General features: G+C 67.1%; 25 protein-coding genes and 1 tRNA gene. 15 read left to right on the top strand and 11 right to left on the bottom strand.

Annotated elements, in window-relative coordinates; genetic code table 11:
- The first annotated feature begins 66 nt into the window (after positions 1–66).
- Positions 67–1,500 (top strand): caspase domain-containing protein, encoded by a 1,434-nt coding sequence (locus QX132_RS23830; protein ID WP_316163050.1) that lies wholly within the window; start codon positions 67–69, stop codon positions 1,498–1,500.
- Positions 1,501–1,537: 37 nt separating this feature from the next.
- Here the strand turns inward: QX132_RS23830 and QX132_RS23825 are convergent.
- Positions 1,538–1,612, bottom strand: a tRNA-Gly gene (locus QX132_RS23825).
- 288 nt (positions 1,613–1,900) lie between these two features.
- Here QX132_RS23825 and trxA point away from each other — a divergent pair.
- A complete protein-coding gene (gene trxA, locus QX132_RS23820) occupies positions 1,901–2,821 on the top strand; it encodes a thioredoxin (RefSeq protein WP_315781732.1) in 921 nt (306 codons plus the stop codon).
- A gap of 48 nt (positions 2,822–2,869) precedes the next feature.
- Entirely contained in the window at positions 2,870–3,544 is a 675-nt protein-coding gene (locus tag QX132_RS23815; RefSeq protein ID WP_315715855.1) for an LON peptidase substrate-binding domain-containing protein, read from the top strand.
- Here QX132_RS23815 and QX132_RS23810 read toward each other — a convergent pair whose 3' ends face one another.
- The 3 genes from QX132_RS23810 to QX132_RS23800 all read right to left on the bottom strand — a co-directional run bounded on the left by QX132_RS23810 (position 3,545) and on the right by QX132_RS23800 (position 5,380).
- Complete coding sequence (locus tag QX132_RS23810) at positions 3,545–4,375, bottom strand: FTR1 family protein (protein WP_315758703.1); 831 nt, start codon at positions 4,373–4,375, stop codon at positions 3,545–3,547.
- An 11-nt stretch (positions 4,376–4,386) separates the two neighbouring features.
- Positions 4,387–4,734 carry a cupredoxin domain-containing protein gene (locus QX132_RS23805; protein ID WP_316163049.1) on the bottom strand — a complete coding sequence of 116 codons (348 nt, stop codon included), beginning with the start codon at positions 4,732–4,734 and terminating at the stop codon, positions 4,387–4,389.
- Positions 4,735–5,029: 295 nt separating this feature from the next.
- Positions 5,030–5,380, bottom strand: a complete 351-nt coding sequence (locus QX132_RS23800) for a hypothetical protein (protein ID WP_315740639.1) — start codon at positions 5,378–5,380, stop codon at positions 5,030–5,032.
- Between the two features lie 91 nt (positions 5,381–5,471).
- On the opposite strand from QX132_RS23800, the gene QX132_RS23795 reads away from it, so the two are divergent.
- The 3 genes from QX132_RS23795 to QX132_RS23785 are packed head-to-tail and all read left to right on the top strand — an operon-like array spanning position 5,472 to position 7,201.
- On the top strand, positions 5,472–6,014 hold the full coding sequence (locus QX132_RS23795; RefSeq protein ID WP_315770603.1) for a TetR/AcrR family transcriptional regulator: 543 nt from the start codon (positions 5,472–5,474) through the stop codon (positions 6,012–6,014).
- Positions 6,015–6,070: 56 nt separating this feature from the next.
- Positions 6,071–6,268 carry a Trm112 family protein gene (locus QX132_RS23790; RefSeq protein ID WP_006613415.1) on the top strand — a complete coding sequence of 66 codons (198 nt, stop codon included), beginning with the start codon at positions 6,071–6,073 and terminating at the stop codon, positions 6,266–6,268.
- 3 nt (positions 6,269–6,271) lie between these two features.
- Positions 6,272–7,201 carry an alpha/beta hydrolase gene (locus tag QX132_RS23785; protein WP_316163048.1) on the top strand — a complete coding sequence of 310 codons (930 nt, stop codon included), beginning with the start codon at positions 6,272–6,274 and terminating at the stop codon, positions 7,199–7,201.
- A gap of 3 nt (positions 7,202–7,204) precedes the next feature.
- On the opposite strand, the gene QX132_RS23780 is transcribed toward QX132_RS23785, so the two are convergent.
- Complete coding sequence (locus tag QX132_RS23780) at positions 7,205–8,425, bottom strand: ubiquinone biosynthesis hydroxylase (RefSeq protein ID WP_315797918.1); 1,221 nt, start codon at positions 8,423–8,425, stop codon at positions 7,205–7,207.
- A gap of 155 nt (positions 8,426–8,580) precedes the next feature.
- Between QX132_RS23780 and tesB the strand changes: the two genes are divergently transcribed.
- Positions 8,581–9,453 (top strand): acyl-CoA thioesterase II, encoded by an 873-nt coding sequence (gene tesB / locus QX132_RS23775; protein WP_316163047.1) that lies wholly within the window; start codon positions 8,581–8,583, stop codon positions 9,451–9,453.
- Positions 9,454–9,478: 25 nt separating this feature from the next.
- Here tesB and QX132_RS23770 read toward each other — a convergent pair whose 3' ends face one another.
- Together QX132_RS23770 and QX132_RS23765 are read right to left on the bottom strand one after the other, a co-directional pair.
- Positions 9,479–9,949, bottom strand: a complete 471-nt coding sequence (locus QX132_RS23770) for a zinc ribbon domain-containing protein (protein WP_315781738.1) — start codon at positions 9,947–9,949, stop codon at positions 9,479–9,481.
- Entirely contained in the window at positions 9,946–10,551 is a 606-nt protein-coding gene (locus QX132_RS23765) for a GYF domain-containing protein (protein ID WP_316163046.1), read from the bottom strand. The genes QX132_RS23770 and QX132_RS23765 overlap by 4 nt, the downstream gene beginning before the upstream one ends.
- 246 nt (positions 10,552–10,797) lie before the next feature.
- On the opposite strand from QX132_RS23765, the gene QX132_RS23760 reads away from it, so the two are divergent.
- The 5 genes from QX132_RS23760 to QX132_RS23740 all read left to right on the top strand — a co-directional run bounded on the left by QX132_RS23760 (position 10,798) and on the right by QX132_RS23740 (position 16,288).
- On the top strand, positions 10,798–11,136 hold the full coding sequence (locus tag QX132_RS23760; RefSeq protein WP_172112996.1) for a P-II family nitrogen regulator: 339 nt from the start codon (positions 10,798–10,800) through the stop codon (positions 11,134–11,136).
- A 90-nt stretch (positions 11,137–11,226) separates the two neighbouring features.
- The gene (locus QX132_RS23755; RefSeq protein ID WP_316163045.1) at positions 11,227–12,537 is read left to right on the top strand and encodes an ammonium transporter; all 1,311 of its coding nucleotides are present in this window, start codon (positions 11,227–11,229) and stop codon (positions 12,535–12,537) included.
- 332 nt (positions 12,538–12,869) lie between these two features.
- Positions 12,870–13,208, top strand: coding sequence for a P-II family nitrogen regulator (locus QX132_RS23750; protein WP_006611147.1), 339 nt, complete (start codon positions 12,870–12,872; stop codon positions 13,206–13,208).
- A 39-nt stretch (positions 13,209–13,247) separates the two neighbouring features.
- A complete protein-coding gene (locus QX132_RS23745) occupies positions 13,248–14,750 on the top strand; it encodes an ammonium transporter (RefSeq protein ID WP_316163044.1) in 1,503 nt (500 codons plus the stop codon).
- A gap of 1,034 nt (positions 14,751–15,784) precedes the next feature.
- Positions 15,785–16,288: a DUF2059 domain-containing protein gene (locus QX132_RS23740; protein WP_316163043.1), complete on the top strand. Its 504-nt coding sequence runs from the start codon at positions 15,785–15,787 to the stop codon at positions 16,286–16,288.
- Between the two features lie 227 nt (positions 16,289–16,515).
- On the opposite strand, the gene QX132_RS23735 is transcribed toward QX132_RS23740, so the two are convergent.
- The 4 genes from QX132_RS23735 to tsaD all read right to left on the bottom strand — a co-directional run bounded on the left by QX132_RS23735 (position 16,516) and on the right by tsaD (position 19,863).
- Entirely contained in the window at positions 16,516–16,731 is a 216-nt protein-coding gene (locus QX132_RS23735; RefSeq protein ID WP_316163042.1) for a dodecin family protein, read from the bottom strand.
- A 167-nt stretch (positions 16,732–16,898) separates the two neighbouring features.
- Entirely contained in the window at positions 16,899–17,312 is a 414-nt protein-coding gene (locus tag QX132_RS23730; RefSeq protein WP_316163041.1) for an EVE domain-containing protein, read from the bottom strand.
- A 288-nt stretch (positions 17,313–17,600) separates the two neighbouring features.
- Complete coding sequence (locus QX132_RS23725; RefSeq protein ID WP_316163040.1) at positions 17,601–18,581, bottom strand: NAD(P)H-dependent glycerol-3-phosphate dehydrogenase; 981 nt, start codon at positions 18,579–18,581, stop codon at positions 17,601–17,603.
- A gap of 214 nt (positions 18,582–18,795) precedes the next feature.
- Complete coding sequence (gene tsaD / locus QX132_RS23720; RefSeq protein WP_315777336.1) at positions 18,796–19,863, bottom strand: tRNA (adenosine(37)-N6)-threonylcarbamoyltransferase complex transferase subunit TsaD; 1,068 nt, start codon at positions 19,861–19,863, stop codon at positions 18,796–18,798.
- 140 nt (positions 19,864–20,003) lie between these two features.
- Here tsaD and QX132_RS23715 point away from each other — a divergent pair, with 140 nt between their 5' ends.
- The 3 genes from QX132_RS23715 to QX132_RS23705 are packed head-to-tail and all read left to right on the top strand — an operon-like array spanning position 20,004 to position 23,990.
- Complete coding sequence (locus QX132_RS23715; protein ID WP_316163039.1) at positions 20,004–20,732, top strand: uroporphyrinogen-III synthase; 729 nt, start codon at positions 20,004–20,006, stop codon at positions 20,730–20,732.
- 50 nt (positions 20,733–20,782) lie between these two features.
- On the top strand, positions 20,783–22,087 hold the full coding sequence (locus QX132_RS23710; RefSeq protein ID WP_316163038.1) for a hypothetical protein: 1,305 nt from the start codon (positions 20,783–20,785) through the stop codon (positions 22,085–22,087).
- Between the two features lie 7 nt (positions 22,088–22,094).
- A complete protein-coding gene (locus QX132_RS23705) occupies positions 22,095–23,990 on the top strand; it encodes a heme biosynthesis protein HemY (protein ID WP_316163037.1) in 1,896 nt (631 codons plus the stop codon).
- Positions 23,991–24,012 lie beyond the last annotated feature (22 nt).

Genomic DNA, 24,012 nt, shown 5'->3' with positions numbered 1-24,012 from the left:
TTGTTCCTGCTTTGTTCGAAATGCGGTAAAATCGTTGCACAGATCGCGTGACAGGAGATCGTTGGCATGCGTCGGGTGATCGGCCGAGTTGGACAGCTGCTGTCTGCAACCATCCTTGTCGCCGGCGCGATCCTGATCTCGATCGGGCCCGCTGCCGCCGACAAGCGCGTGGCGCTGGTGATCGGCAACTCCATTCACGAGCGCGCGCCGCTGCTGGACGAGCCGGCGGCGGATGCCCGGCTGATCGCCGACAGCCTGTCGCGGCTCGGCTTCACCCTGAGCGGCGGTGCCGCGCAGATCGACCTCGACAGGCGAGGCTTCGATCGCGCGCTTGCCGAGTTCAAGGGCAGGATCGCCGACGCCGACGTCGCGCTGATCTATTATGCCGGCTATGGGCTCAACCTGGGCGGCGCCGATTATCTCGTCCCGGTCGACGCGGCACCGGCGACAGCTGCGGATCTCAACACCGAGCTGCGCGACCTGACTGCGATTCTGCGCGAGCTGGGCGGATCGAGCCCCCGGCAGAACGTGATCATTCTCGACGCCTTCCGCTCCAATCCGTTCGCCGGGCGCGGCATCGCCGGTCTTGCCGCCGGCCTCGTCCCGGTCGACGTTTCCGCACGGACCGTGATCTCCTTTGCCGCACAGGCCGGGACGACAGGACAGCGCGGCCCGGACGGTCACGGCGTGTTCGCCGCAGCCCTTGCAGAGGCGCTCCAGCAGCCTGGCCAACGTCTGATCGAGATCCTCAACCAGACCGACGCCGCGGTGGAGCGCGCCACCAGCGGAGCGCAGCGGCCGCTCGTGATGTTCACGTCGATCGACAGCGGCGCTCAACTGAGCGGCGCCGCCGCGAAGCCGGCGCAGCCGGCCGGCCCTGACGCCGCCCGGAGCAGCGCTCCCGTTTCGAGCCCGACCGCCTCGTCCGACGCGGCAGATGCGCGGACGCCCGGACTTGCCGTGCTGTATGATGAGGATCTCTCCGACCCCAAGGGTAGGCGCTATTCCGGCTCGATCACCTGGCGGACCGAGACGGTCAAGAACGCACAATCAGGGCGGCCCACGCCGGTGATCCGTGGCGAGATCGACATTCCCGAGCGCAAGCTGAAGGTCAGCCTGCAGTTGCGCCGCAACGACGATCCCAGCCTGCCGGCCAGCCATGTCGCCGAGCTCACATTCAGGCCCGCTGCCGACTTCGTCGGTGGCGGCATCAGCAGCGTCCCGGGAATGCTGATGAAGACGGATGAGAAGTCGCGCGGGACGCCGCTTGCCGGGCTTTCCGTCAAGATCACCGAAGGTTCGTTCCTGGTGGGCTTGTCCAACGTCGAGGCCGATCGCACGCGCAACGAGGAACTCCTCGCACGGCGCGAATGGTTCGACATCCCGGTCGTCTATGCGAACCAGCGCCGGGGCATCCTCGCCATCGGCAAAGGTCCCAGTGGAGATCGGGTATTCGCCGACGCGCTCGCGGCCTGGGACAAATCCCCGCCGACGAAATGATGAGGCATGAGACGAAGGAACAACGGAGCGGAATTTTTGGAGCGGGCGAAGGGGTTCGAACCCTCGACCCCGACCTTGGCAAGGTCGTGCTCTACCACTGAGCTACACCCGCATCCGTGACGCCTTGGCGGCGTGGCCGCCAGCGACGGGCAGACCTATGCCAAATGCCGCGGACGAATGCAACAGGTCTGCGACAGGTTTCGTACGCCGACGACGTTCAAATTTTAGCGGTCGGGGGCGGCCGAGCCGGGCCCAAACCTGCCCATCACCGGGCCGCGATGGGCGCTGATTGAAATTTCCAGCTGGACTGCCACTTAAAGTGAGAGAAAACGTGTATTGAGGCGCGGCGGCGGCCGGTTCCCGGTCGCCGTCCATCGGAATTTTTCGGACGAGGGACCCCGTGACCATTGTTGAGCAGGGCGGCGGAGCGGCGCCGCAGGTGCCGGATCTGATCAAGGACACCACGACGCAGAGCTTCGTGAAGGACGTCATCGAGGAATCGAAGCGGCAGCCGGTCCTCATCGACTTCTGGGCGCCGTGGTGCGGACCGTGCAAGCAGCTGACGCCCATCCTGGAAAAGGCCGTCAAGGCCGCCAATGGCAAGGTCAAGCTGGTCAAGATGAACATCGACGAGCATCCAGCCATTCCCGGCCAGATGGGGATCCAGTCGATTCCGGCCGTGATCGCGTTCGTCGGCGGACGGCCCGCCGATGGCTTCATGGGTGCCGTGCCCGAGAGCCAGGTCGCCGCCTTCATCGAAAAGATCACCAAGGGCGTTCCGGGCGTCGGCGAGCCCGACATCGCCGAAATCCTCAAGGAAGCCGAAGCCGCACTCGCCGAGGGCGATGCGGCCGGCGCGGCCGAGATCTATGCCGAGGTGCTCGCGGTCGATGCCGCCAACATCCCGGCGATCGCCGGGCTTGCGAAGTGCCAGGTCGAGCTCGGCGCGATCGACGAGGCCAAGCAGACGCTTGCGATGGTCCCGGACGCCAAGCGTAGCGATTCGGCGGTCTCCGCCGTGCAGGCCGCGATCGATCTGGCCGAGCAAGCCCAGTCGCTCGGGCCGGTCGGCGAACTCGAACAGAAGGTCGCCGCCAATCCGCTCGACCACCAGGCGCGTTTTGACCTGGCGACGGCGCTGAACGCCGCGGGCAAGCGGAAGGAAGCCACCGACCAGCTGCTCGAGATCGTGAAGCGCGACCGCAAATGGAACGAGGACGGCGCGCGCAAGCAGCTCGTGCAGTTCTTCGAAGCCTGGGGCGGCGCAGACGAGGCCACCATCGAGGGCCGCAAGCGGCTGTCGACGATCCTGTTTTCGTAACCCGGCTGGACGGGACGCGCGCTCGTTCCAGCGGACACGAGGTATCGCATGCCGATCAATGCCGAATATCGCGGTCCCGCCGAGCTGCCGGAGATCGTTCCGGTGTTTCCATTGGCGGGAGCCTTGCTGCTGCCGCGCGGCCAAATGCCGCTCAACATTTTCGAGCCGCGCTATCTCGCGATGGTCGACGATGCGCTTCGCGACGGCCATCGGCTCATTGGCATGATCCAGCCCGACGTCACGCATTCCTCCAGCGAGGAGCGGCCGGTGCTGTTCAAGGTCGGCTGCGTCGGCCGGATCACGCAGCTCGCCGAGTCCGGCGATGGCCGCTACATCCTCGAGCTCACCGGCGTGTCCCGCTTCAAGGTGGTCGAGGAAATGACGGTGCTCACACCCTATCGGCAGTGCAAGGTCGATTATTTCCCGTTCGTCGATGATTTCACGGCGCGCAAGGGTGAGGACGCGGTCGACCGCGAGGCGCTGCTCGCGGTGCTCACCGACTTCCTCAAGGCCAACAATCTCAAGGTCGACTGGGCCGGCATCGAAGCCGCGCCGAACGAAGCGCTCGTGAACGCGCTGGCGATGATGTCGCCCTACGGCCCGGCGGAGAAGCAGGCGATGCTCGAGGCGCCGGACCTCAAGACCCGCGCCGAAATCCTCATCGCCGTGACCGAGATGGATCTCGCCAAGAAGCGGACCTCGGGTGATCCGCCGCTGCAATGATCATTCGGCGGCGGCCGCACGCGGCGCTGGCGGCGCCGCCGTGAGACGCATCAGCGCGATGGTGGCGAGGATCACCCCGATGTAAACCGCGAGCTGCATCGCGGTGGGCTGATCCGTATAGCCGATCAGGGCCTTGAGGGTCCGTCCGGCGACGCCACGCTCGGGCAGAACCGCGCTCGAATCCCACACCACCTGGTCGAACGATGTCAGCCAATTGGCGCGGGCGAGAAAGAACACCGCCTGCGCGGCCATTCCCGCCGACAACAGGGTGATCAGCACGGTGGTGGTCTTGAACAGCGCGCGCGGCGGGATGCGCATCAGACCCAGATAGGTCGCGAGACAGACGGCGACGCCGAGCAGCAGGCCGAGGACGCCGCCACCGAGCAGCGCCCGCCCGCCGCCGTCACCGGAGGCCGCCACGCCATAGAGAAACAGCGCGACCTCGCTGCCCTCGCGCAACACGGCGATGGCGATCACGGTCGCCAGCGCGACCAGCGGCTTGGCGCCTTCGGCCACCGCTTGGCCCATCGTCCGCAACTCGTTGCTCATCTCGCGGCCGTGCCGGGCCATCCAGACATTGTGCCAGGTCAGCATGATCACGGCAGCCGACAGGACCCCTGCATTGAACAATTCCTGTCCCATGCCTTCGAATAGCTGAGTCAGCGTGCCCGCGAACGCCGCGACGATGCATGCGCCGACCAGGCCGGCAAACAGCCCCGCGCCGATCCAGCGCAGGCGATGCGGGACCGCGCTGGTGACGGCGAGCACGATGCCGACGATCAGGCCGGCTTCGAACACTTCGCGGAAGACGATGATCAGGGCGGCGAGCATGGGATCTGGACCTATTGGACGTTGACGAAGCCGCGGGCCTTTTCGTTGAAGTCGTTATAGAACTCGTACCGCCCGGACTTCATGGCGCGAACGTTGAGCACCGCCTCGCTGTTGGCCGCGATCACCTTCTCGACCTTCAGGGTCTCGCTCTCGAACTCGATGGCCTTGCTCTCCATGTTCTTGACGCGGATCGTCAGCGGCGCGTCGGCAGGAACGGTCGGCTCCTTGGGCTCGAATTGACCATTGGCATAGGTGAGGCAGATCTCGTTCGATTCCCCGGCGTGCGCCTGCGCTGCCATCAGCAGCATGCCGACGCTTCCACCTACGACGACCAACTTCCGCACCACGTCGACCAACATCGATCCGTCCCCTCTCCTATCCCGACAAGCAAATCGGAGAACGGTTGCGCGCCCGGATCGATGTCGACGCCGGGCACCCGTTCGCGACGACGAACAACTAAGCGGCTCGCCGCCGTGTCTGCAAAGAGACTCCTTCTAAGTTAGAACCATTCTTGGCGAATGTGTCGTGGCAGTGGCCTCGCGGTGAACGGAGTGCGGCCGAACGGCAGTTAAGGCGATCCAGCGGTTGCAAAGCGTCGCAATGCCGTCATCTCGCCGAGTTTGTGCCGCGGCTATGTCGACCGGATTCGCAGCATCAGTAGCCGGCGATGGCGAGGAGGACCACGCCGGCGAGCATGATCCAGCCGAAATGCCGCGCGCGCGTCGCCAGCGCATTGGCGCCTGCAGCGAAGGTGAACACGACGATGACGGTGACCACCGTCCAATGCCGCGCCGACTCCGACGCCATTCGCGGGGCGGCCGTGAGCAGCACGCCACAGCCGATCCACGCCACCGTGCCCGTTTGCCAGACCAGCCGCAGCAGGGTTCGCAACCGCTCCGGCGAGATGGTGGCACGCGCGAACACCATCGTCTCGCCGAGCACGCCATGGATCACGGCGACGGTGATCGCCATCAGCCCCGCGGTTACGAGCAGCGCATCGCGCATGGCACGCCTTCCATACAGTTATGTATGGAAGATGCACGAAGCCCTGGCGGCCGTCAATACAGTTATGTATGGTCGTCCTGATGGTGACGACATGACGGATCAGCTCTCCGCGGACGATTGGCTGACACAGGGATTGAAGGTGCTGGCCACCCGGGGCTTCACCGCGCTGAAGGCGGAGCCGCTGGCGAAAGCCATGGGCGTGTCGCGCGGCAGCTTCTACTGGCATTTCGCCGATGTGGCCGCGTTTCACGCCGCCCTCCTCAAAAAGTGGCGGGAGATTGCGGCCGAGCAGATCATCACCGGGGTGGAGGCGAGCGCCGGCGACCAGCCGGCGATTGCCGTGCTCCTCCGGCGCGCGTTCACCGTCAGACTCACCCTGGAGCGCGCCGTGCGCAGCTGGGCCGGATCCGACCCCGCCGCGCGCCAGGCGGTCCAGGCCATCGACAGACGCCGGCTGGGCTATGTCGAGAGCCTGCTTTCAGCCGAAGGACTGATGCCGGCGATCGCGCACGCACGCGCCCAGGTGCTGTACTGGGCCTTCCTCGGCCACGCGCTGTCGGATCGGCCGTTGCCGGCCCAGCAACTGGACACGGTCATCGAGGAGCTGATCCGGATCGCCCTGCACAAGCCTTGAAGGACGACAACCAGGCGGACGATATGCTACAGAGGCGCCCGCCGGAGACCCTTGCCATGAACGCCCCGCTCGAACGCCCCGCCAATTCCGTCGATCCCAAGCTGCTCGAGATCCTGGTCTGCCCGATGACCAAGGGCCCGCTGGAATACGACGCGGCGAAGCAGGAGCTGGTCTCGCGGTCGGCGAAGCTCGCCTACCCGATCCGCGACGGCATCCCGATCATGCTGCCGGAGGAAGCGCGGAAGATCGACTGACCGATGCGGCCCGTCGTGATCCGCTGCGCGCTCGCCGTGGCGCTGATGGCCCTCACCTCGGTGGTCTCGGCCGAGGAGAGCGCCGTCCGCATTGGCGCACTCGACGCCGTCTTGACCACGCCAGCGGGCGTCGAGCGCCCTCCGGTGGCGCTGCTGATCGCCGGCTCCGGGTCGACGGACCGGGACGGCAATGGGCCGCAGCTCAAGCCGGCGACCTTGAAGAAGCTCGCCGAGCAGCTCGCCGCCCGCGGCATCGCCAGCCTGCGTTACGACAAGCGCGGCGCGCGCGGCTGGAAGGCGGAGTTCGGCCGCCCGGAAGACTTCCGCTTCAAGGATTATGTCGGGGACGCCGCCGCGCTGGTCGACTTCCTGCGCGGCAAGTTCGCCCGGATCGTCCTGGTCGGCCACAGCGAGGGCGGCCTGGTCGCCATCCTCACCGCCCGTCGCACCCCGGTCGACCGTCTCGTCCTGCTCGCGTCGTCGGCGCGGCGGCAGGGCGATCTGCTCAAGGCGCAACTCGAGAAGAAGCTGCCGGCCGCGAAGATGGAGCCGGTCGCCAAGGCGATCGACGCCATCATGGCCGGGCAGGTCGTCGATCCCGCCCCGCCCGAGTTGCCGATCGCCCCAAGCATGCAGCCCGGCATCGGCTCCGCCTTCGCCGAGGATCCGATCGATCCGCTCAAGCAGCTCACGATCCCGACCCTCATCGTCGGCGGCGCCCGCGATTCCCAGATCCCACGGCTCGACTTGGTGGCGCTCGCCGCCGCCGCGCCGGCCGCCAAGACGCTGTGGCTGCCGGACATGAACCACGTGCTGGTCGACGTCGCCAATGAGGACGAGAACCTCGCCTCCTACAACGATCCAGACCGCCCGCTCGACCCCGACATGATCGACGCCGTCGCCGGTTTCATCGCCGCCGCAGGCCCGCGCTGAACCTCAAAGCGCCTCGCCTTTCAGCAGCCGCGGCATCTCGCCGGTGAGCCCCGCGGCCTGCTTGATGAACAGCTCCTTCAACGGCGGCGCGCGATCGACGATCCCAAGGCCGATGTCGCGCACGGCCCGCAACAGCGTCGATTTATTGGAGAACAGGAAGTTCAGCGAGTTGGTGGCGACGCCCATCGCCATCGTGTCGAAGCGGCGCCAGCGCTGATAGCGCTCGAGGACATCGACCTGCCCCGGGTCGATTCCCACTCTTGCCGCATCGACCACGACCTCGGCCAGTGCGGCGACGTCCTTCAGCCCCATGTTGAGCCCCTGCCCCGCGATGGGGTGGATCACATGGGCGGCGTCGCCGACCAGCGCCAGCCGCGGCGCGATGAACGAGCGGGCGACGAAGTAGGACAGCGGAAACGCGCGCGGCTGGTCGAGCACCTTCAACTCGCCGAGATGCAGGCCGGCGCGCTTCTCCAGCTCGGCCTGGAATTCATCCGCGCTGAGCGCGACGAGGCGCTTCGCCTCGGCGCGCCGCTCGGTCCACACCAGCGAGGAGCGCTTGCCGGTCAGCGGCAGGATCGCGAATGGTCCGGGCGGAAGGAAATGCTCCTCGGCGCGGCCGCCATGGTCGCGCTCGTGACCGATGGTCACGACGATGCCGGACTGGTCATAGTCCCAGCCATGGGTCTGGATGCCCGCGCGCTCGCGCAGCTTCGAGCGCGCGCCGTCAGCGGCAACCAGCAGGCTCGCCTCGAGCTGGCTGCCGTCGCCCAGAGTCACCGCAATGCCGTCGGCCCGCGTCGCAAAGCCGGTCACCGGCATCGCCTTGAGCTCGACGCCTGCGGCCTCCGCATGCCGGACCAGCGCGTCGATCAAGAGCCGGTTCTCGACCATGTGCGCGAACGGCTCGCCGGCCTCGACCTGGCCCGCAAAGGTCAGGAACGCCGGGCGGATCGCATCCTCGGGCTTGGAGTCGGTGATGACCATGTCGAGGATCGGCTGCGCCTCGGGCGCGACATCGGCCCAGACCCCGATCGCGTCAAACAGCTTGCGGCAGGCCGCGACGATGGCGCTGGCGCGCGGATCACGGCTCGGCCGGTTCGCCAGCGCCGGATCGGCCACGATCACCGGCACCTCGGGCCCAAGCCCCTGACGGAGCGCCAACGCCAGCGCCAGGCCGGCAAACGCCCCGCCACAAATGACAATGCTTCGCTGTGTCGTCATGCCGCCCTGCTCACGGTTACTCTTGCGAGTGGAGTATAGCTGGGCGAAACAGGGGCGTGAAACAAGGTCTGCCCTCCGAAACCGTCATTTCCGGATGCCTGATCCCGCTGGAACGGGGCCGGAGCTGACGGCCGAGCCAGCGAAAGCACCACGCCATGTCCAAGGGACTGATCGACCTGATCTCGATCCTCGATCTCGAGCCGATCGAGGTGAACCTGTTCCGCGGCAACAGCCCGAAGACGAGCTGGCAGCGCGTGTTCGGCGGCCAAGTGATCGGCCAGGCGATGATGGCGGCGTGCCGCACTGTCGAGGGCCGGCTGCCGCATTCGCTGCACTGCTACTTCATCCTGCCCGGTGACCCGCAGGTGCCGATCATCTACCAGGTCGAGCGCCTGCGCGACGGCAAGAGCTATGCGACCCGGCGCGTCACCGCGATCCAGCACGGCAATGCGATCTTCTCGATCATGGTGTCCTTCCACAGCGACGAGGACAGCGCATTCAACCACCAGGACAAGATGCCGGACGTGCCGCCGCCGGAGAAGCTGACGGCGGAGGAGATCTCCAAGCAGCCGATGTTTCAGGAAGTCTTCCGAAGGATGCCGGACTTCATCCGCCGCTACTACGAATCCGACCGGCCGATCGAGCTGCGCCCCGTCGAACTGAACCGGTACTTCGGCCATAAGATCGAGGATGGCCGCATCAACGTCTGGATCAAGACGGCGGCGAAGCTGCCCGATGATCCGGCGCTGCACATGTGCGCGCTGGCCTATGCGTCGGACTTCTCGCTGCTCGACGCGGTCATGGCGCGCTATGGCCGCACCTTGTTCGACAAGCGCATGATGCCGGCCTCGCTGGATCACGCGATGTGGTTTCACCGGCCGTTCCGCGCCGACGAATGGCTGCTTTATGCGCAGGATTCGCCGAGCGCGCAGGGCGGCCGCGGGCTCACCCGCGGCTCGATCTTCAAGCCCGACGGCACGCTGGTCGCCTCCGTCGCGCAGGAGGGCTCGATCCGCGAGCGCCGGTAAGCTGCGCCCGTTGTAAATGAACACGTTAGATGGCCTGCAGTGACGCCCTTGGAGAAACAATTCCCAGCGACTTGAGAAAGAGTCCAAAGGACAGCCCTGCTGACATCGATATCTCGCTCAGCCAGCGCCAAAAGATCAAGCTCAGCGCGATATTGACGATGGCGACGACTGAAACAGAGAAGACAGAGAAGTAAGCTTGTCTAGCGGCATCGCCGCGTCTGCTATTCCAGCTCCCTCTGAAACACATCATCAATGCCAGTAATGGTGGCAATATCAGTACGGGAACGGTCGCAAGCACCCAGATCAGAACCGCGGGGTCCTGCAGATAGGCGCCGGCCCGTCCAACCCAATACCGGAACTCAGATCTCACGCGGCTCGAAATATTTTCGACGGCAGTGACGCTGCCGCAATAGCCACATGTCAGCGCGCCTTCGCTCAAAGCGGAGCCGCAGGACGGGCAGCTCTGAAAGGAAATATTGGGCGCAGCTTTCGTCATACTGGCTGGCCCGACTGCAGGCGACGCAGGTATCGCAGGTTCATGTCCTTCGCCGTCGCGTAGGCATCGATCATCGACCAAATCCAGACTGTCCATCCCAAAAAGATGAACCACAGAGCTATACACCCAATCAGCATCAGGATTCCTTTCCCGACTCTGCCGCAGTACATTTGACCCGCACCGCAGAGGAGAAATGAAAGGAACAGAGCGACGCCCGGCGATTTCGCGCCGAAGACTCCGGTGTCGTCGAGAAGGACGGCTGTCGGCGCCATCTGGTTGGTTATCTGGACAACGGTCGAGCCGGCTGCAGCGGAGATCGGCGGAGCTTGCGGCGGAGCCCGGTTGAACAGCGAGGCGAGACGAAGGTCTTGCCCAGCCAAGGACCAAGCCTCGCTACCGACCTCGAGAACTTGGGTCGACTTGTCGATGCGGCCTTCCTTGACGAACTCACCCAGGCGGTGGCCGGTGTAAGGGCCGTAGGTCTGTCCATTGATATGGACGTGCCACTCCGCATCCAGCGGATGGGGCGGGGCATCCAGTGGCACTGCGGAAACGGGACTTGTGCTGGAAGGAAGGGGATTGATCTCGGGAATATTGCCCACGGTTTCTCTCCAAAATAATGTTTTCGTGGCACATGAGCCGCAAAGCGTCGTTCAATCTGAGCGCGGGGTCGCTGCAATGAGTCGCGCTCAGACTAGCTGTCCGAACGATATCCAAGCAATAGGCGATCAAATATCGCTTAACGCTGCGCTCTTTTTGTGCCATTTGCCTAGGAACAGGCCACAACAGCCGTTCGACGCCTGCCTCAGAAGCAGGCTGCCCAGACCCGAGGAAACCAAGGCCCGCCCATGAAGCTCGTCGTCGCGATCATCAAACCCTTCAAGCTCGACGAGGTGCGCCAGGCCCTCACCGCGATCGGCGTCCACGGCATGACCGTCACCGAGGTCAAGGGCTACGGCCGCCAGAAGGGCCATACCGAGATCTACCGCGGCGCCGAGTATATCGTGAACTTCCTGCCCAAGCTGCGCATCGAGATCGCGGTCAACTCCGACATCGCCGAGAAGGCGGTCGAGGTGATCACGACGCACGCGCGCACCGGCCAGATCGGCGACGGCAAGATCTTCGTGACGCCAATCGATCATGCCCGCCGCATCCGCACCGGCGAGACCGACACCGACGCACTCTAAGCCCGTCAAGCAGCCGCAACGGCTGCGCGCCCGCCGCAACGGCGCGGCGGACTGCAAGATCCTAACATCTGACATGCCGGGGGGACTGTCATGGAGACCTGCGCGTCTCGTTGCCTGCGCGCGTCTGCAGCATTGGCTGCAGCGGGCGCGATTGCCTTCACCACGCCCGCAGCAGCGGCAGCGCCGTCCACGATCGAACCGGCCGACACCGCCTGGATGATCGTCGCCACCGCTTTGGTGCTGATGATGACCATTCCGGGTCTGGCGCTGTTCTACTCGGGCATGGTGCGCAAGAAGAACGTGCTGGCGACGATGGCGCAGAGCCTCGCAGCCGTGATGCTGATCTCGATCCTGTGGGTCGCATTCGGCTACTCGCTGGCCTTCGTCGGCGACGGCACCTGGATCGGCTCGCTCGACCGCGCCTTCCTCGCCGGCATGGGCATGGACAGCGTCCATCCCAGCGCCAAGACGATCCCCGAGTCGCTGTTCATGCTGTACCAGATGACGTTCGCGATCATCACGGTGGCGCTGGTGGCGGGCTCGGTCGCCGACCGCATGCGCTTCTCGGCCTACCTCCTGTTCAGCATTGCATGGTTCATCTTCGTCTATGTGCCGCTGGCGCATTGGATCTGGGGCGGCGGCTTTCTTGCGCAGGCCGGCGTGGTCGACTTCGCCGGCGGTCTCGTCGTGCATCTCTCCGCGGGCACCGCGGGATTGGTCGCGGCGCTGGTGATGGGACGCCGCCAGGGCTATGGCAGCGAGAACCTCTCGCCGTTCGATCTGTCGCTCGCGGTGGTCGGCACCGGCCTGCTCTGGGTCGGCTGGTTCGGCTTCAATGGCGGCTCGGCGCTCGGGGCGAATGCGCATGCGGTGATGGCGATCCTGACGACGCATCTGGCCGCTTGCGCCGGCGCCGTCACCTGGGGCGCGCTGGAATGGTCGACGCGGCGCAAGCCGTCGGTGCTCGGCATGATCTCCGGCGCGGTGGCCGGCCTCGGCACCATCACGCCCGCTTCCGGCTTCGTCGCCCCCTGGCATGGGCTGGTGATCGGCGCGCTCGCCGGTATCATCTGCTACTGGGCCTGCACCTCGCTGAAGCACCGCTTCAACTATGACGATTCGCTCGACGTGTTCGGCGTCCACGGCATCGGCGGCCTCACCGGCACGCTGCTGGCCGGCGTGTTCGCGACCGCCGCGATCGGCGGCACAGCCGGGCTGATCGAGGGCAACCCGAAGCAGCTTGCGGCCCAGCTCTACGGCGTCGCCGTCACCCTGGTGTGGTCGGGCGGCGTCACCTGGGGGCTCCTGAAGCTGGTCAGCGCCTTCGTGCCGCTGCGGGTGTCGCGCGAGCACGAGCTGGAAGGACTCGACATCTCCCAGCATGGCGAGGCGCTGCAATAGCTGCAGCAATTGGCGCCAATTGACCTGTTCGGCGTCGCGGGATTCTGCCCGCGCGGTGAGCAGCATTGTGTCTTGAGCCTGACATGCGCAACTTTTGCGCATACATGCCCATTCCTTGAGCGCGACGGAATAGCGCAGCCTTTGATGCCCCCGGTGAGGGGTGAAAAGGTCAGGATTCACCGCTCGTTAGCCCTGACCAGCCGTCTGGCACGGCATTTGATTCTATCGCTCCCGGCTGTGCCCGCGTCGTGAAGCTCTCTCCGCGTGGTGAACCTCAGTCGACAGGAAGCGCTCGGTAACGTCCGTGCCGGGCCCAAGCGGGGATAGGACCCATGAAAATTGTTATGGCGATCATTAAGCCATTCAAGCTCGAAGAAGTCCGGGACGCCCTGACCGCCATCGGCGTTCATGGTCTCACGGTGACGGAAGTGAAGGGGTACGGCCGTCAGAAAGGTCATACGGAAATCTACCGCGGCGCCGAATATGCGGTGAGCTTCCTGCCCAAGATCAAGATCGAGGTCGCGATCCCCTCCGACCAGGTCGACAAGACCATCGATGCGATCAGCTCGGCCGCCAAGACCGGTCAGATCGGCGACGGCAAGATCTTCGTCATCAGCCTCGACCACGCCGTGCGCATCCGCACCGGCGAAGCGGACGCTGCGGCCCTTTGATTTCGCGCTCAAACCAGAACACTTACGGAGTACAATAAAATGACGTTCAAGCGTCCAACCAGCGCGGGATGGGTTACGCTCGCAATTGCAGGGCTCTGCGTCGCAGGCCTCGCCGATGTGGCGTTCGCCGAGGACGCGCCTGCCGCCGCTGCCGCAGCCGCCCCCGTTCCCAACAAGGGCGACGTCGCCTGGATGCTCGTGTCCAGCGCGCTCGTCCTGATGATGTCCATCCCCGGCCTCGCGCTGTTCTATGGCGGCCTCGTCCGCACCAAGAACATGGCCTCGGTCCTCACGCAGGTGTTCGCCATCGTTGCGATGGTCGGCGTGATCTGGACGCTCTACGGCTACTCGCTCGCCTTCACCGACGGCGGCAGCATGACCTCGTGGGTCGGCGGCTTCTCCAAGGCCCTCCTGCACGGCGTCGACGCCAACTCGACCGTTCCGACCTTCTCGAACGGCGTGGTGATCCCGGAGCTGGCCTACTTCGTGTTCCAGATGACCTTCGCGATGATCACCCCGGCCCTGATCGTCGGCGCCTTCGCCGAACGCATCAAGTTCTCGGCGGTGATGCTGTTCATCCTGCTCTGGGTGACCTTCATCTACTTCCCGATCGCGCACTGGGTCTGGTTCATCGCAGCTCCCGATGACATCGCTGCTGCTGCCAAGGCTCTCGCTGCCGCTGGCGACGCTGCCGCCAAGACCGCTGCCCAGGCCAAGCTCGACGAAGTCACCGGCGCTGTCGGCTGGCTCGCCGGCGCTGGCGCTCTCGACTTCGCAGGCGGCACCGTCGTCCACATCAATGCCGGCATCGCCGGCCTGGTGGGCGCGGTCCTGATCGGCAAGCGCACCGGCTACGGCAAGGAGCTGATGGCTCCGCACTCGCTGACCATGACCATGATCGGCGCCGCGCTGCTGTGGGTCGGCTGGTTCGGCTTCAATGCCGGCTCGAACCTGGAGTCGAACGGCGTCACCGCACTGGCCTTCGTCAACACCATGGTCGCCACCGCCGGTGCGGCGCTGTCCTGGCTGCTGTGCGAATGGGCCGTCAAGGGCAAGCCCTCGCTGCTCGGCATCTGCTCGGGTGCGGTCGCCGGCCTCGTCGCCGTCACCCCGGCCTCCGGCTATGCCGGCCCGATCGGCGCGCTGGTGCTCGGCCTGATCGTCTCGCCGGTCTGCCTGTTCTTCGTCTCCACCGTGAAGAACGCGCTCGGCTATGACGACGCGCTCGACGTGTTCGGCGTGCACTGCATCGGCGGCATCATCGGCGCTCTGGCCACGGGCATCCTGGTCAACCCGGCGCTGGGCGGCGTCGGCATCACCGACTACACCAACATCACCGGCAACAACGCCGGCACCTACGACTTCGCCACGCAGATGCTGGCGCAGCTCAAGGCTGTCGTCGCCACGCTGGTGTGGTCGGGTGTCGGCTCGGCGATCCTCTACAAGGTCGTCGACGTGGTCATCGGCCTGCGCCCGACCGTGGAGCAGGAGCGCGAGGGTCTGGACATCACCGACCACGGCGAGCGCGCCTACAACTACTGAGTTCTCCCGGGACTTGGTCGTACGCGACCAGGTCCGCAACTTCGGTTCGGGCAAATACCCGGCAATGCCCTGACCGTTGAGGGGCTCCAGCGCAAGCTGGGGCCCCTTTCTTTTTGTTTGGATCGTGAGGGCCGAGCGCGCGCCAAATAACCGGTGTCGTCCCTGCGAACACAGGGACCCATACCGCGTGATGTTTGTAAGAGGCAGGCTGCTGGTCCCGTGCAAGACAACTGAACCCTGTGGTTATGGATCCCGGGTCGGCGCGCTTCGCGCTTGCCCGGGACGACAGCTGTGGTTGGCGCGCCCGGCGTTGCCTCCGAGAAGCAGCTCGAAGGCGAACAATCTCGTTCTCGCGACACGATGCGCCCGAGCTGTGCTGAAACTCACCGCCCTCGGAAAACAGAGGGCGCAGGGAAGGCCGGGCGCTGGCCGCGCCCGTGGCCCGCCAGCGAAAGAAAATGCTGGCGGCAGGTACCACAGGTCTGGCCGAACACACCCGGCCCTCCCTGCGCAACGGTTTTAACGGCTGCTTCGCGTTCTCCTTGGCGCGCCGGGCTTGTTGGCCACCATCACGAGCGCGACACGTTAGCATCAGCACCCGCTTGATATCAGCATCGGGATATCAGGACCGCGCGACTTGACCGTGCGCGTGTCGCCGTTCGTCCGCGTGGCGACCACGCTGCAGCAACACACGCCCATCGCATCCCACTGCCAACGGTTCGTGACGGTCGCGAAACGCCCCTCATGCGGCAACAGGATGCGCGGAAATGTGAAGGTGATTTGCCCGACGACACAAGCCGGCGCGGCTGCGGCAAACTAACTCGACAGGCAATTGGCGCATGTCGGGAATGCGGAAACTGCCCGACGGGCAACCGAGCAGGCTTTGATCCGCACAATAGCGCGGGGATGCCAATCCGGTTGCAGCGGCAGAAAACACAGCTTAGCAATACTGTTCGCTGGCTCCGGCTGATCTTAAGAATTGGAACCCGGCCGTAGCAGCGATCGCCGCTGCAGCCGGCACATGGGGGATCAGGATGAAGCATCGCTGTCGGTACGTAGTCGTCGCCTCCGCCATTTGGCTCACCGCCGCAACGCCGCCATCGGCAAGAGCCCAAGCGACATCACAGGAGTCCTTGGCGGCTGCGAAAGAGCTGGTCTCCGTGATGCATATGAATGACCAGGCGACAGCCCTGTTGCCGATCGTTCTGAAGAACCTGAGACCGACGATCGTCCAGGGGCGCGCCGAGGTCGCTCTGCAATATGATGCGTTGATCCCGAAGTTCACCCAGGCCTTTCAGGGCAGGGTTTCCGAATTCTCGGATGCGATCGCGGTCGTCTATGCCAGGAACTTCTCGGCGGACGACCTCAGGACCATGGCTGAGTTCTACAGGACCCCGACAGGTCAAAGAGTCCTGCAGAAGCTGCCGTCCGTCACCCAGGAGTCGAGCATTGCCGGGCAGAAATTTGGTCAAGCTCTCGGCGAAGAGATCAGGAAGCAGATGGTTGATGAACTGAGGAAGAAAGGTCTCGATCTCTGATCCGAACTCCCGATCGTCATGCAGCGGCGCTGCCCTGCGACATAACCGGCGCGACGGGCAATTTCCGTATGACAGGCTTGTGGTCCGTCCCGCCTCGCCATCCCCCGGGAAGCCGAACCGAGACGTCCACGGTCATGCCCCCGATGGCGGGCACGACACCGGATTGCAGGCTCAAACCTTGCCGCGGCCGATAGGCCGGCGAACGACAACGCAAGTCGATGGTCAGCTCATGCGCCTTCGAACTTGAACGACACGTTGAGCTTGGCCCGATAGGCTTCGACTTTCCCCTTCGCATCGAGTTGCATGTCGAGCTTGACGACTTCTGCAACGCGCAGGTCCCGGAGTGTTTTCGCAGCTTGTTCGACCGCGTTCGCGGCCGCCCTTTCCCAAGATTCGCTGCTGGTACCGATCAGCTCGATGACTTTGTAGACGCTGTCAGACATGTCGGTCTCCTGTTCGGTATGGAGCAGGAAGCAGGTGCTCCCTGCTACAACTGAACGTAGCATCATAGCGCGGCGCCTGAAAGGACGCAGCCTGCCCATGGCAGCCGCAGGTCCGGAGCTACCACGAATGGCGCTAACGCCTTGCGCGTCTCACAAGCCCTTGCGCCCTACACTCCGCCCAGCTTGCAGATGTGCTTCCACTCCTCCGCCGTCACCGGCTGCACCGAGAGCCGCGACTGCTTCACCAGCGCCATCTCCGACAGCTTCTTGTCAGTTTTGATCGCGGCGAGCGTCACCGGGGTCTTGAAGGGCTTGTGCGCCTTGATGTCGACGCAGACGAACTTGCCCGTCTTGTCGGTCGGGTCGGGATAGGCTTCCTTGATGATCTCGGCGATGCCGACGATCTCCTTGCCCTCGTTGGAATGATAATAGAAGGCGAGCTCGCCCTTCTTCATCGCCACCAGGTTCTGCCGCGCCGTGTAGTTGCGCACGCCGGTCCAGGCCTCCCCCTTCGCGCCCTTCGCCACCTGCTGGTCCCACGACCATACCGAGGGTTCGGATTTCACCAGCCAGTAGTTCATATGTGCAAGATCCTCAGATCACGTCGCGCCAGTCTCGAGCGGAATACGGCCTCGCTCGGCGGCCGGATCAAAGAAGACGACAACGGCCGGGTCAACACCTTAGAGCCGGGGCGCTGCGCTTTTGCCCAGCGATGACGCGGCGCCGGTCTCTGCGCTCAACCCTCATGGTGAGGAGCGCCGCAGGCGCGTCTCGAACCATGAGGCCGGATCAGGGCCTCCCCCTTCGAGACGCCCGCCTGCGGCGGGCTCCTCAGGGTGAGGGGTGAATGTGGTGCGCAGCCAGAACGCTCACTCCTCCGCCTTGAACGGGCGCATCATCAGCGCCTCGATCGCGGCATCGATCGTCACGGTGCCGGCGAGAATGGCGGCCACCGCCTGCGCCACCGGCATCTCGACGCCGCGCGACGCGGCGAGCTCGACCAGCACCGGCGCGGTGTATTGTCCCTCGGCGAGCTTGCCAGCAGGGAGCGGCTCGCCGCGGCCGAGCGCGAGGCCGGCGGCGAAGTTGCGCGATTGCGGGCCGGCGCAGGTCAGGATGAGGTCGCCGAGGCCGGACAGGCCGGTGAGCGTTTCGCTGCGGGCGCCATAGGCGCGGCCGAGCCGCACCAGCTCGGCGAAGCCGCGCGTGGTCAGCGCCGCCAGCGCCGAGGCGCCGAGCTTGCGGCCGGAAACGATGCCGGCAGCGATCGCCAGCACATTCTTGGCGGCGCCGCCGATTTCGACGCCACGCACGTCGGTGGAGTGATAGGGCCGGAAGGTCGGCGAGCCCAGCGCATGGACGAGGTCGGCCGCGAGCGCCTCGTCGGGCGCGGCGAGCGTCACCGCGGTCGGGAGCCCGCGCGCGACGTCGTCCGCGAAGCTCGGACCGGACAGGATCGCCGGGACTGCGTTCGGCGCGGCCTCCGCGATCACCTCGGTCATGAATTTATGGGTGCCGTGCTCGATGCCCTTGGCGCAGGCGATGAGCGGCGTGCCCGGACGGAGCAGCGGTGCGAGATGCATGACGGCGCCGCGCAGATGCTGGGCGGGGACGACGATGAGAACGGCGTCAGCGCGGGCGGGCTCGGCAAGATCGGCGGTCACGGCGATGCGCGACGCGAGGGGAATGCCGGGAAGGCGCGGGTTCTCACGGGCAGCGCCGATGCGCGCGGCGTGGTCGGCATCGCGGGCATAGAGCGTGACGTCACGCCCGGCACGCGCGGCGACGGCGGCGAGCGCGGTGCCCCACGCACCGGCGCCGATGACGGAGATCGTTTGGAAACGAGTCATTCGCCGCGGATTCGGCTGCGCTCCCTCCCCCCTTGCGGGGGAGGGTTGGGGAGGGGGGTGCCACGAGCGAGAATTTTTATGGAGCCACCCCCACCCCTGACCCCTCCCCGCAAGGGGGAGGGGAGCGCACCGCGTGTGGTGCACGAGCTTGCCACATCACAGCCGAGGGCGATCCAGCCGCTTCGTGCGGAATGAAAAAGCAATTCCATAACCCTCAAAACCCCGCGCGCGTATTCGCGAACTTGCCGGGCACGCTGGCATTCGCATCCAGCAGCCAGCGCGCCCGCGGGGCGGCGTCCATGCCATCGACGAGGCCGAGCGCGAGGCGCTCCAGTCCGGCCCAGGCGATCATGGCGCCATTGTCGGTGCAGAGCGCGGGCGGCGGCATGATCAGCCGCGTGCCGGCCTGCTGCGCGACGTCGTCGAGCGCGCCACGAATGGCCTGGTTGGCGGCGACGCCGCCGGCGGCGACCAAGGCAGTCGGCGCGCCGAAGCGCTGCTTGAACAGGTCGAGGCCGACGCGCAGGCGATCGGCCGTCGAGTCCAGCACCGCCGCCTGGAAGCTGGCGCAGAGGTCGGCGATGTCCTGCTCGCTCACCTTGTCGAGCCGGCCGATCTCGTTGCGCACGGCCGTCTTCAGCCCGGACAGCGAGAAATTGGCATCGCTGCGGCCCAGCATCGGACGCGGGAAGGCAAAGCGCGCGGCGTCGCCATTGCGCGCGGCCTGCTCGACCTGCGGTCCGCCCGGATAGGGCAGGCCCAGCATCTTCGCGACCTTGTCGAACGCCTCGCCCATCGCGTCGTCGACGGTGGTGCCGAGCCGGACGTAGTCGCCGACGCCGGCGACCGCGACGATCTGGGTGTGACCGCCGGAGGCCAGGAACAGGCAATAGGGGAAGTCGATTGCATCGGTGAGGCGCGGCGTCAGCGCATGCGCCTCGAGATGGTTGACCGCGATCAGCGGCGTGTCGTGCACCATCGCGATCGCCTTGGCGGTGGTGAGGCCGACGATGACGCCGCCGATCAGGCCCGGCCCGGCCGCCGCGGCGACGCCGCCGAGCGCGGCATAGTCGATGCCGGCTTCGCGCATCGCCGCGTCGATGAGATGATCGAGCATGTCGACATGGGCGCGCGCCGCGATCTCTGGAACCACACCGCCATAGATGGCGTGCTCGTCGGTCTGCGAGCGCACCACGTTGGAGAGGATCTGCCCCTTGCCGTCCGAATCACGCGCCACCACGGCCGCGGCGGTCTCGTCGCAGGTGGTCTCGATGCCCAGCACGAGCGTTTGCGATTCGTTACCCAATCTCAACCCTTTTGGTCATTATGAGTGCGCAGAACCGCCTAACACCACGAGGTCGCCAGGTGCAATCGTCCGTCCGTTGCAGCCCGGCCGATCCGTGTTCGACGGGAGCATAGCACATGGCCGTGCTGGTGACCCGTCCCGCCCCGGACAATGAACGCACTGCGAGCGCCCTGCGCGCGCGCGGCTTCGAGGTGCTGCTGGCGCCGATGCTGCGCTTCGAGCCGGTCGCGCTGCCGCCGGACGCGGGCCACGACGCCGCCGGCGTCATCGTGACGTCATCGAACGCGCTGCGCGCGGCGGCGCCGCAGCTCAGGGCGTCCGCCTTGCTGCGCCTGCCGCTGTTCGCGGTCGGCGACCGGACCGCCGCGGCCGCACGCGAGGCCGGCTTCACGCAGGTGATCTCGGCCGCGGCCGATGCGGCGGCGTTGCGCGACCTGATCGCAGACAGCGGCGTCATCGACGCCAAGGCCACCCTGCTCTATCTCGCCGGCGCCGACATCTCGCGCGACCTCGCTTCCGAGCTCGCCGAGCGCGGCTTCGATGTGGTCACCCAGACCGTCTATCGGATGGCGCCGGTCGCGGCGCTGCCGCGCGACGTCTGCGCGGCCTTCGCAGCCAACCGGATCGAGGCGGTGCTGCATTATTCGCGGCGGAGTGCCGCGGCATTCGTGGCCGCCATCCGGGCCGATGGCGTCGAAATCTCGGCGCTGGCGGTGCCCCATGGCTGCCTGTCGGCCAATGTCGCCGAGGTGCTGCGCGAGGCCGGCGCCACCCAGGTCACAATCGCGGCGCATCCGGATGAAAACGACATGCTGGAGGGCCTGACCCGTGCGCTACGGTCGTGAATGGCGTAAGAGGGCCTGCTCAATCTTGCCTCAGCCAGGGAACTTCCACCATGGTCGATGAACCCGACACCGCTGCACCGGCCTCCGACACCGGGCGGCCGAAACGGCCACCGCCGACCATCGACCTGGAGCCGACCTCACGCGAGGAGCGCCCGTCGGCCAGCGAGAGCGCGGCCGAGCGGCCGACCGCCTCGCCATGGTCCGCTCCGGCGGCGGCGATGGCCGAAGGCTCGTCGGAGACCGCCGCCGAATCGCACCCGCATTTGGCGCCGGACGCCGAAGCGGCTGCTGCCGCCGATGACAGGGTCGAGGAGACCATTGCCGCGGCCGAGCCGCCGCGCATGGCGCCGCCCCCCTCCCGGCCGGTGTCGCCCTGGATCATCGCGCCGTTCTCCGGCGCGGCCGCGGCCGCGCTGGTCATCGGCGTCGGCTGGATGCTGGGCTGGCCGCAGGTCGCACCGCCGTCGGCGATCTCGCCGCAGGCCACGGCGGTCGACGAGCTCACCTCCCGCGTCGCCGGGCTGGAGCAGCGCATCGGCAAGCCGGATGGCGCCGTGACGGGCCGGCTCGATGCCGCCGACAAGGCGATGGCAGCGCTTCGCAACGACGTCGTCGGCCTGCGCGCTCAGGCCGACAAGACCGTGGCCGCCCTCAACGACGTCCGGGCGCAGCCGCGCGACGGCTCCGCGCCGGCGCCCGCACCCGAGCCGGTCGATCTCTCCGGCCTGACCGCACGCATCGACGCGCTGGAGCGGGCGAGCAAGAGCCAGAGCGCGGCGCTGGCACAGGAGCGCGCCAGGATCTCCGAGGCGGCAGAGGCGGCCAAGCCGGCCGACGACGCGCCGCTGCGCCGCGTGGTCGCCGCGACCCTGCTCGACGTCGCCGTCCGTCACGGCGATCCCTATGGAGCGGCGCTGACCACCGCCAAATCTCTGGCGCCCGACGCGGCCGCGCTGAAGCCGCTGGAGGCGTTCGCCACGACCGGCGTGCCGAGCCCCGCGGCACTGAGCCGCGAGCTGCTCACCATCGTGCCGAAGCTCTCGCCGCCGGCGCCCGAGAGCACCACCGGGACCTCGATCCTCAGCAAGCTCTCGGCCGGCGCCTCGAGCCTGGTCAAGGTCGAGCGCACCGACGGCGCCGGCACCGATCGCGGCGCGGTGGTGGCACGGATCACCGCGGCGGCGCTGCGCAACGATTTCGCCGAGGCCCGCCGCGAGCTGAAGGGTCTCTCGCCTGGTGATCGCGCCCCCGCCAATGACTGGCTCGCACGCGCCGATGCCCGCGACGCCGCGCTGTCGGCCGCCCGCAAATTCGCCGACGACGCGATGACCGCGCTCGCCAAACCCGCGCAATAGGACGCCCATGTTCCGGATCGTCATTTTCCTCATCCTGGTCGGGCTCGCCGCTGCGGGCTCGGCCTGGGTCGCCGAGCAGACGGGCGACGTCGTCTTGAATTGGGGCCCGTGGCGGATCGCCATGACCTTGCCGGTGTTCGTGCTCGCGCTCGGCCTCACCATCGCCGCCTGCGTCGCGCTGTGGAACCTGATCAGCGCGCTGCTGCGGGCACCCGGCCGTATCCGCAAGGCGCACCGCGCTCGCCGGCATCAGCGCGGCCGCCACGCCATCACCCACGGCCTGCTGGCGATCGGCCACGGCGATTCGACCGCGGCGCGGCAGCACGCCGACACCGCCAAGCGGCTGGCCGGCGATGATCCGCTGACGCTGCTCCTGCACGCCCAGGCGGCGCAGCTCGAAGGCGACCGCGACGGCGCCCGGCGCGCCTTCCGCGCCATGGCCGAGCGCCAGGACACCCGCCTGCTCGGCCTGCGCGGCCTGTTCATCGAGGCGCAGCGCGCCGACGACGCCTATGCCGCGGTGATGATTGCCGACGAGGCGCTCAGGCTGGCGCCCAACGCCACCTGGGCCTCGCATGCGGTGCTCGGCTTCCGCTGCGCCGAGGCCGACTGGGACGGTGCGCTTTCGATCCTCGACGGCAACTACACCGCCGGCATGATCGACAAGCCGACCTACCGCCGTCAGCGCGGCGTGCTGCTGACGGCGCGCGCGCTGGCGCTGGAGACCGGGGATCGCGACCTGTCGCGCACCAGCGCGGTGGAGGCGGTGAAGCTGGCGCCGACCCTGGTGCCGGCCGCGGTGCTGGCGGCGAAGTTCGAGAGCGAGGCGCACCAGGTGCGGCGCGCGATGAAGATCATCGAGGCCGCCTGGGCCGCGTGCCCGCATCCGGATCTCGCCGATGCCTACGCCCATGTGCGGCTCGGCGATTCGGCCACGCAGCGGCTGGCGCGGGTGGAGAACCTGGCCGCGCGGACGCCCGGCCATGTCGAGGGCGCGCTGGCGGTGGCGCGCGCGGCGATCGACGCCGCCGAATTCGGCCGCGCCCGCGAGGCGCTGGCGCCGTTCACGGAGGACCCGACCCAGCGCGTGGCGATGCTGATGGCCGAGCTGGAGCGCACCGAGCATGGCGACGCCGGCAAGGCGCGGGACTGGGCGCTGCGCGCGGTGCGTGCCCGCCACGACCCGGCCTGGACCGCGGACGGCTATGTCAGCGACCGCTGGCAGCCGATCTCGCCGGTCACCGGCCGGCTCGACGCCTTCCAGTGGCAGACGCCGGTGGCGAGCCTGCCCTCGGAGCGCAGCAGCGTGATCGAAAGCTCGGCCTTCGCCGAAGCCGTGCTGGCGCCGCCGGTCCGGCAGGCCGTGGCCGAAGCCGCAGTCGCGCCGCCGCGCGAGCCCGCACCCGAGCCCGTGGTGATCACGCCGGCCGTGCAGGACAACGAGCCGCCGCGGCCGGCGGCCGCCGCCGAGCCCGAGCAGGCCGAAAAGCCGGTCGAGGCAGTGGACAAGCCTGTCGACAAGCCCGTGGATATCCCTGTGGACAAGGCTGAGGACGGCAGGCTGATCGAGGCTACCGCCATCGCCGCCGAGCCGGCGCCGCCGCTGCAGGCCGCGGGCCCCGCCGAGGCCGAATCGGAGCCGGAGACCGAGGCCGAGCCGGATGCCGTGGCCGCCAAGCCGGCCGAGACCGCGGCCACCGCGCCGACGCCGCTGTTCCGCACCCGCAACGATCTCGCCAGGCCGGCGGAGACGCCGATCCAGGCGATCGTCCCGATCATGCGACCGCCGGACGATCCCGGCGTCGACGACGACGACCAGCCCCGCGACGAGTTCGCCGAGCAGATCGCACCCAAGGCCCAGGCCGGCGGCTGGCGCGGGTTCTGGTCACGGTTCGGCGGCTGAGGGCAACCAGCCCCGCCGTTCC

The organism is Bradyrhizobium sp. SZCCHNRI20481 (assembly GCF_032485055.1).
Classification (GTDB): Bacteria; Pseudomonadota; Alphaproteobacteria; order Rhizobiales; family Xanthobacteraceae; genus Bradyrhizobium.
This window is presented reverse-complemented; position numbering and strand designations above follow the sequence as displayed.

What these genes read in the sequence shown, in the direction of transcription:
- QX132_RS23830 (WP_316163050.1), top strand. Translation starts at nt 67, where the DNA reads ATGCGTCGGGTGATCGGCCGAGTTGGACAGCTGCTGTCTGCAACCATC.
- QX132_RS23815 (WP_315715855.1), top strand. Translation starts at nt 2,870, where the DNA reads ATGCCGATCAATGCCGAATATCGCGGTCCCGCCGAGCTGCCGGAGATC.
- QX132_RS23810 (WP_315758703.1), bottom strand. Translation starts at nt 4,375, where the DNA reads ATGCTCGCCGCCCTGATCATCGTCTTCCGCGAAGTGTTCGAAGCCGGC.
- QX132_RS23805 (WP_316163049.1), bottom strand. Translation starts at nt 4,734, where the DNA reads ATGTTGGTCGACGTGGTGCGGAAGTTGGTCGTCGTAGGTGGAAGCGTC.
- QX132_RS23800 (WP_315740639.1), bottom strand. Translation starts at nt 5,380, where the DNA reads ATGCGCGATGCGCTGCTCGTAACCGCGGGGCTGATGGCGATCACCGTC.
- QX132_RS23795 (WP_315770603.1), top strand. Translation starts at nt 5,472, where the DNA reads ATGACGGATCAGCTCTCCGCGGACGATTGGCTGACACAGGGATTGAAG.
- QX132_RS23790 (WP_006613415.1), top strand. Translation starts at nt 6,071, where the DNA reads ATGAACGCCCCGCTCGAACGCCCCGCCAATTCCGTCGATCCCAAGCTG.
- QX132_RS23785 (WP_316163048.1), top strand. Translation starts at nt 6,272, where the DNA reads ATGCGGCCCGTCGTGATCCGCTGCGCGCTCGCCGTGGCGCTGATGGCC.
- QX132_RS23780 (WP_315797918.1), bottom strand. Translation starts at nt 8,425, where the DNA reads ATGACGACACAGCGAAGCATTGTCATTTGTGGCGGGGCGTTTGCCGGC.
- tesB (WP_316163047.1), top strand. Translation starts at nt 8,581, where the DNA reads ATGTCCAAGGGACTGATCGACCTGATCTCGATCCTCGATCTCGAGCCG.
- QX132_RS23770 (WP_315781738.1), bottom strand. Translation starts at nt 9,949, where the DNA reads ATGACGAAAGCTGCGCCCAATATTTCCTTTCAGAGCTGCCCGTCCTGC.
- QX132_RS23760 (WP_172112996.1), top strand. Translation starts at nt 10,798, where the DNA reads ATGAAGCTCGTCGTCGCGATCATCAAACCCTTCAAGCTCGACGAGGTG.
- QX132_RS23755 (WP_316163045.1), top strand. Translation starts at nt 11,227, where the DNA reads ATGGAGACCTGCGCGTCTCGTTGCCTGCGCGCGTCTGCAGCATTGGCT.
- QX132_RS23750 (WP_006611147.1), top strand. Translation starts at nt 12,870, where the DNA reads ATGAAAATTGTTATGGCGATCATTAAGCCATTCAAGCTCGAAGAAGTC.
- QX132_RS23745 (WP_316163044.1), top strand. Translation starts at nt 13,248, where the DNA reads ATGACGTTCAAGCGTCCAACCAGCGCGGGATGGGTTACGCTCGCAATT.
- QX132_RS23740 (WP_316163043.1), top strand. Translation starts at nt 15,785, where the DNA reads ATGAAGCATCGCTGTCGGTACGTAGTCGTCGCCTCCGCCATTTGGCTC.
- QX132_RS23735 (WP_316163042.1), bottom strand. Translation starts at nt 16,731, where the DNA reads ATGTCTGACAGCGTCTACAAAGTCATCGAGCTGATCGGTACCAGCAGC.
- QX132_RS23730 (WP_316163041.1), bottom strand. Translation starts at nt 17,312, where the DNA reads ATGAACTACTGGCTGGTGAAATCCGAACCCTCGGTATGGTCGTGGGAC.
- QX132_RS23725 (WP_316163040.1), bottom strand. Translation starts at nt 18,581, where the DNA reads ATGACTCGTTTCCAAACGATCTCCGTCATCGGCGCCGGTGCGTGGGGC.
- QX132_RS23715 (WP_316163039.1), top strand. Translation starts at nt 20,004, where the DNA reads ATGGCCGTGCTGGTGACCCGTCCCGCCCCGGACAATGAACGCACTGCG.
- QX132_RS23710 (WP_316163038.1), top strand. Translation starts at nt 20,783, where the DNA reads ATGGTCGATGAACCCGACACCGCTGCACCGGCCTCCGACACCGGGCGG.
- QX132_RS23705 (WP_316163037.1), top strand. Translation starts at nt 22,095, where the DNA reads ATGTTCCGGATCGTCATTTTCCTCATCCTGGTCGGGCTCGCCGCTGCG.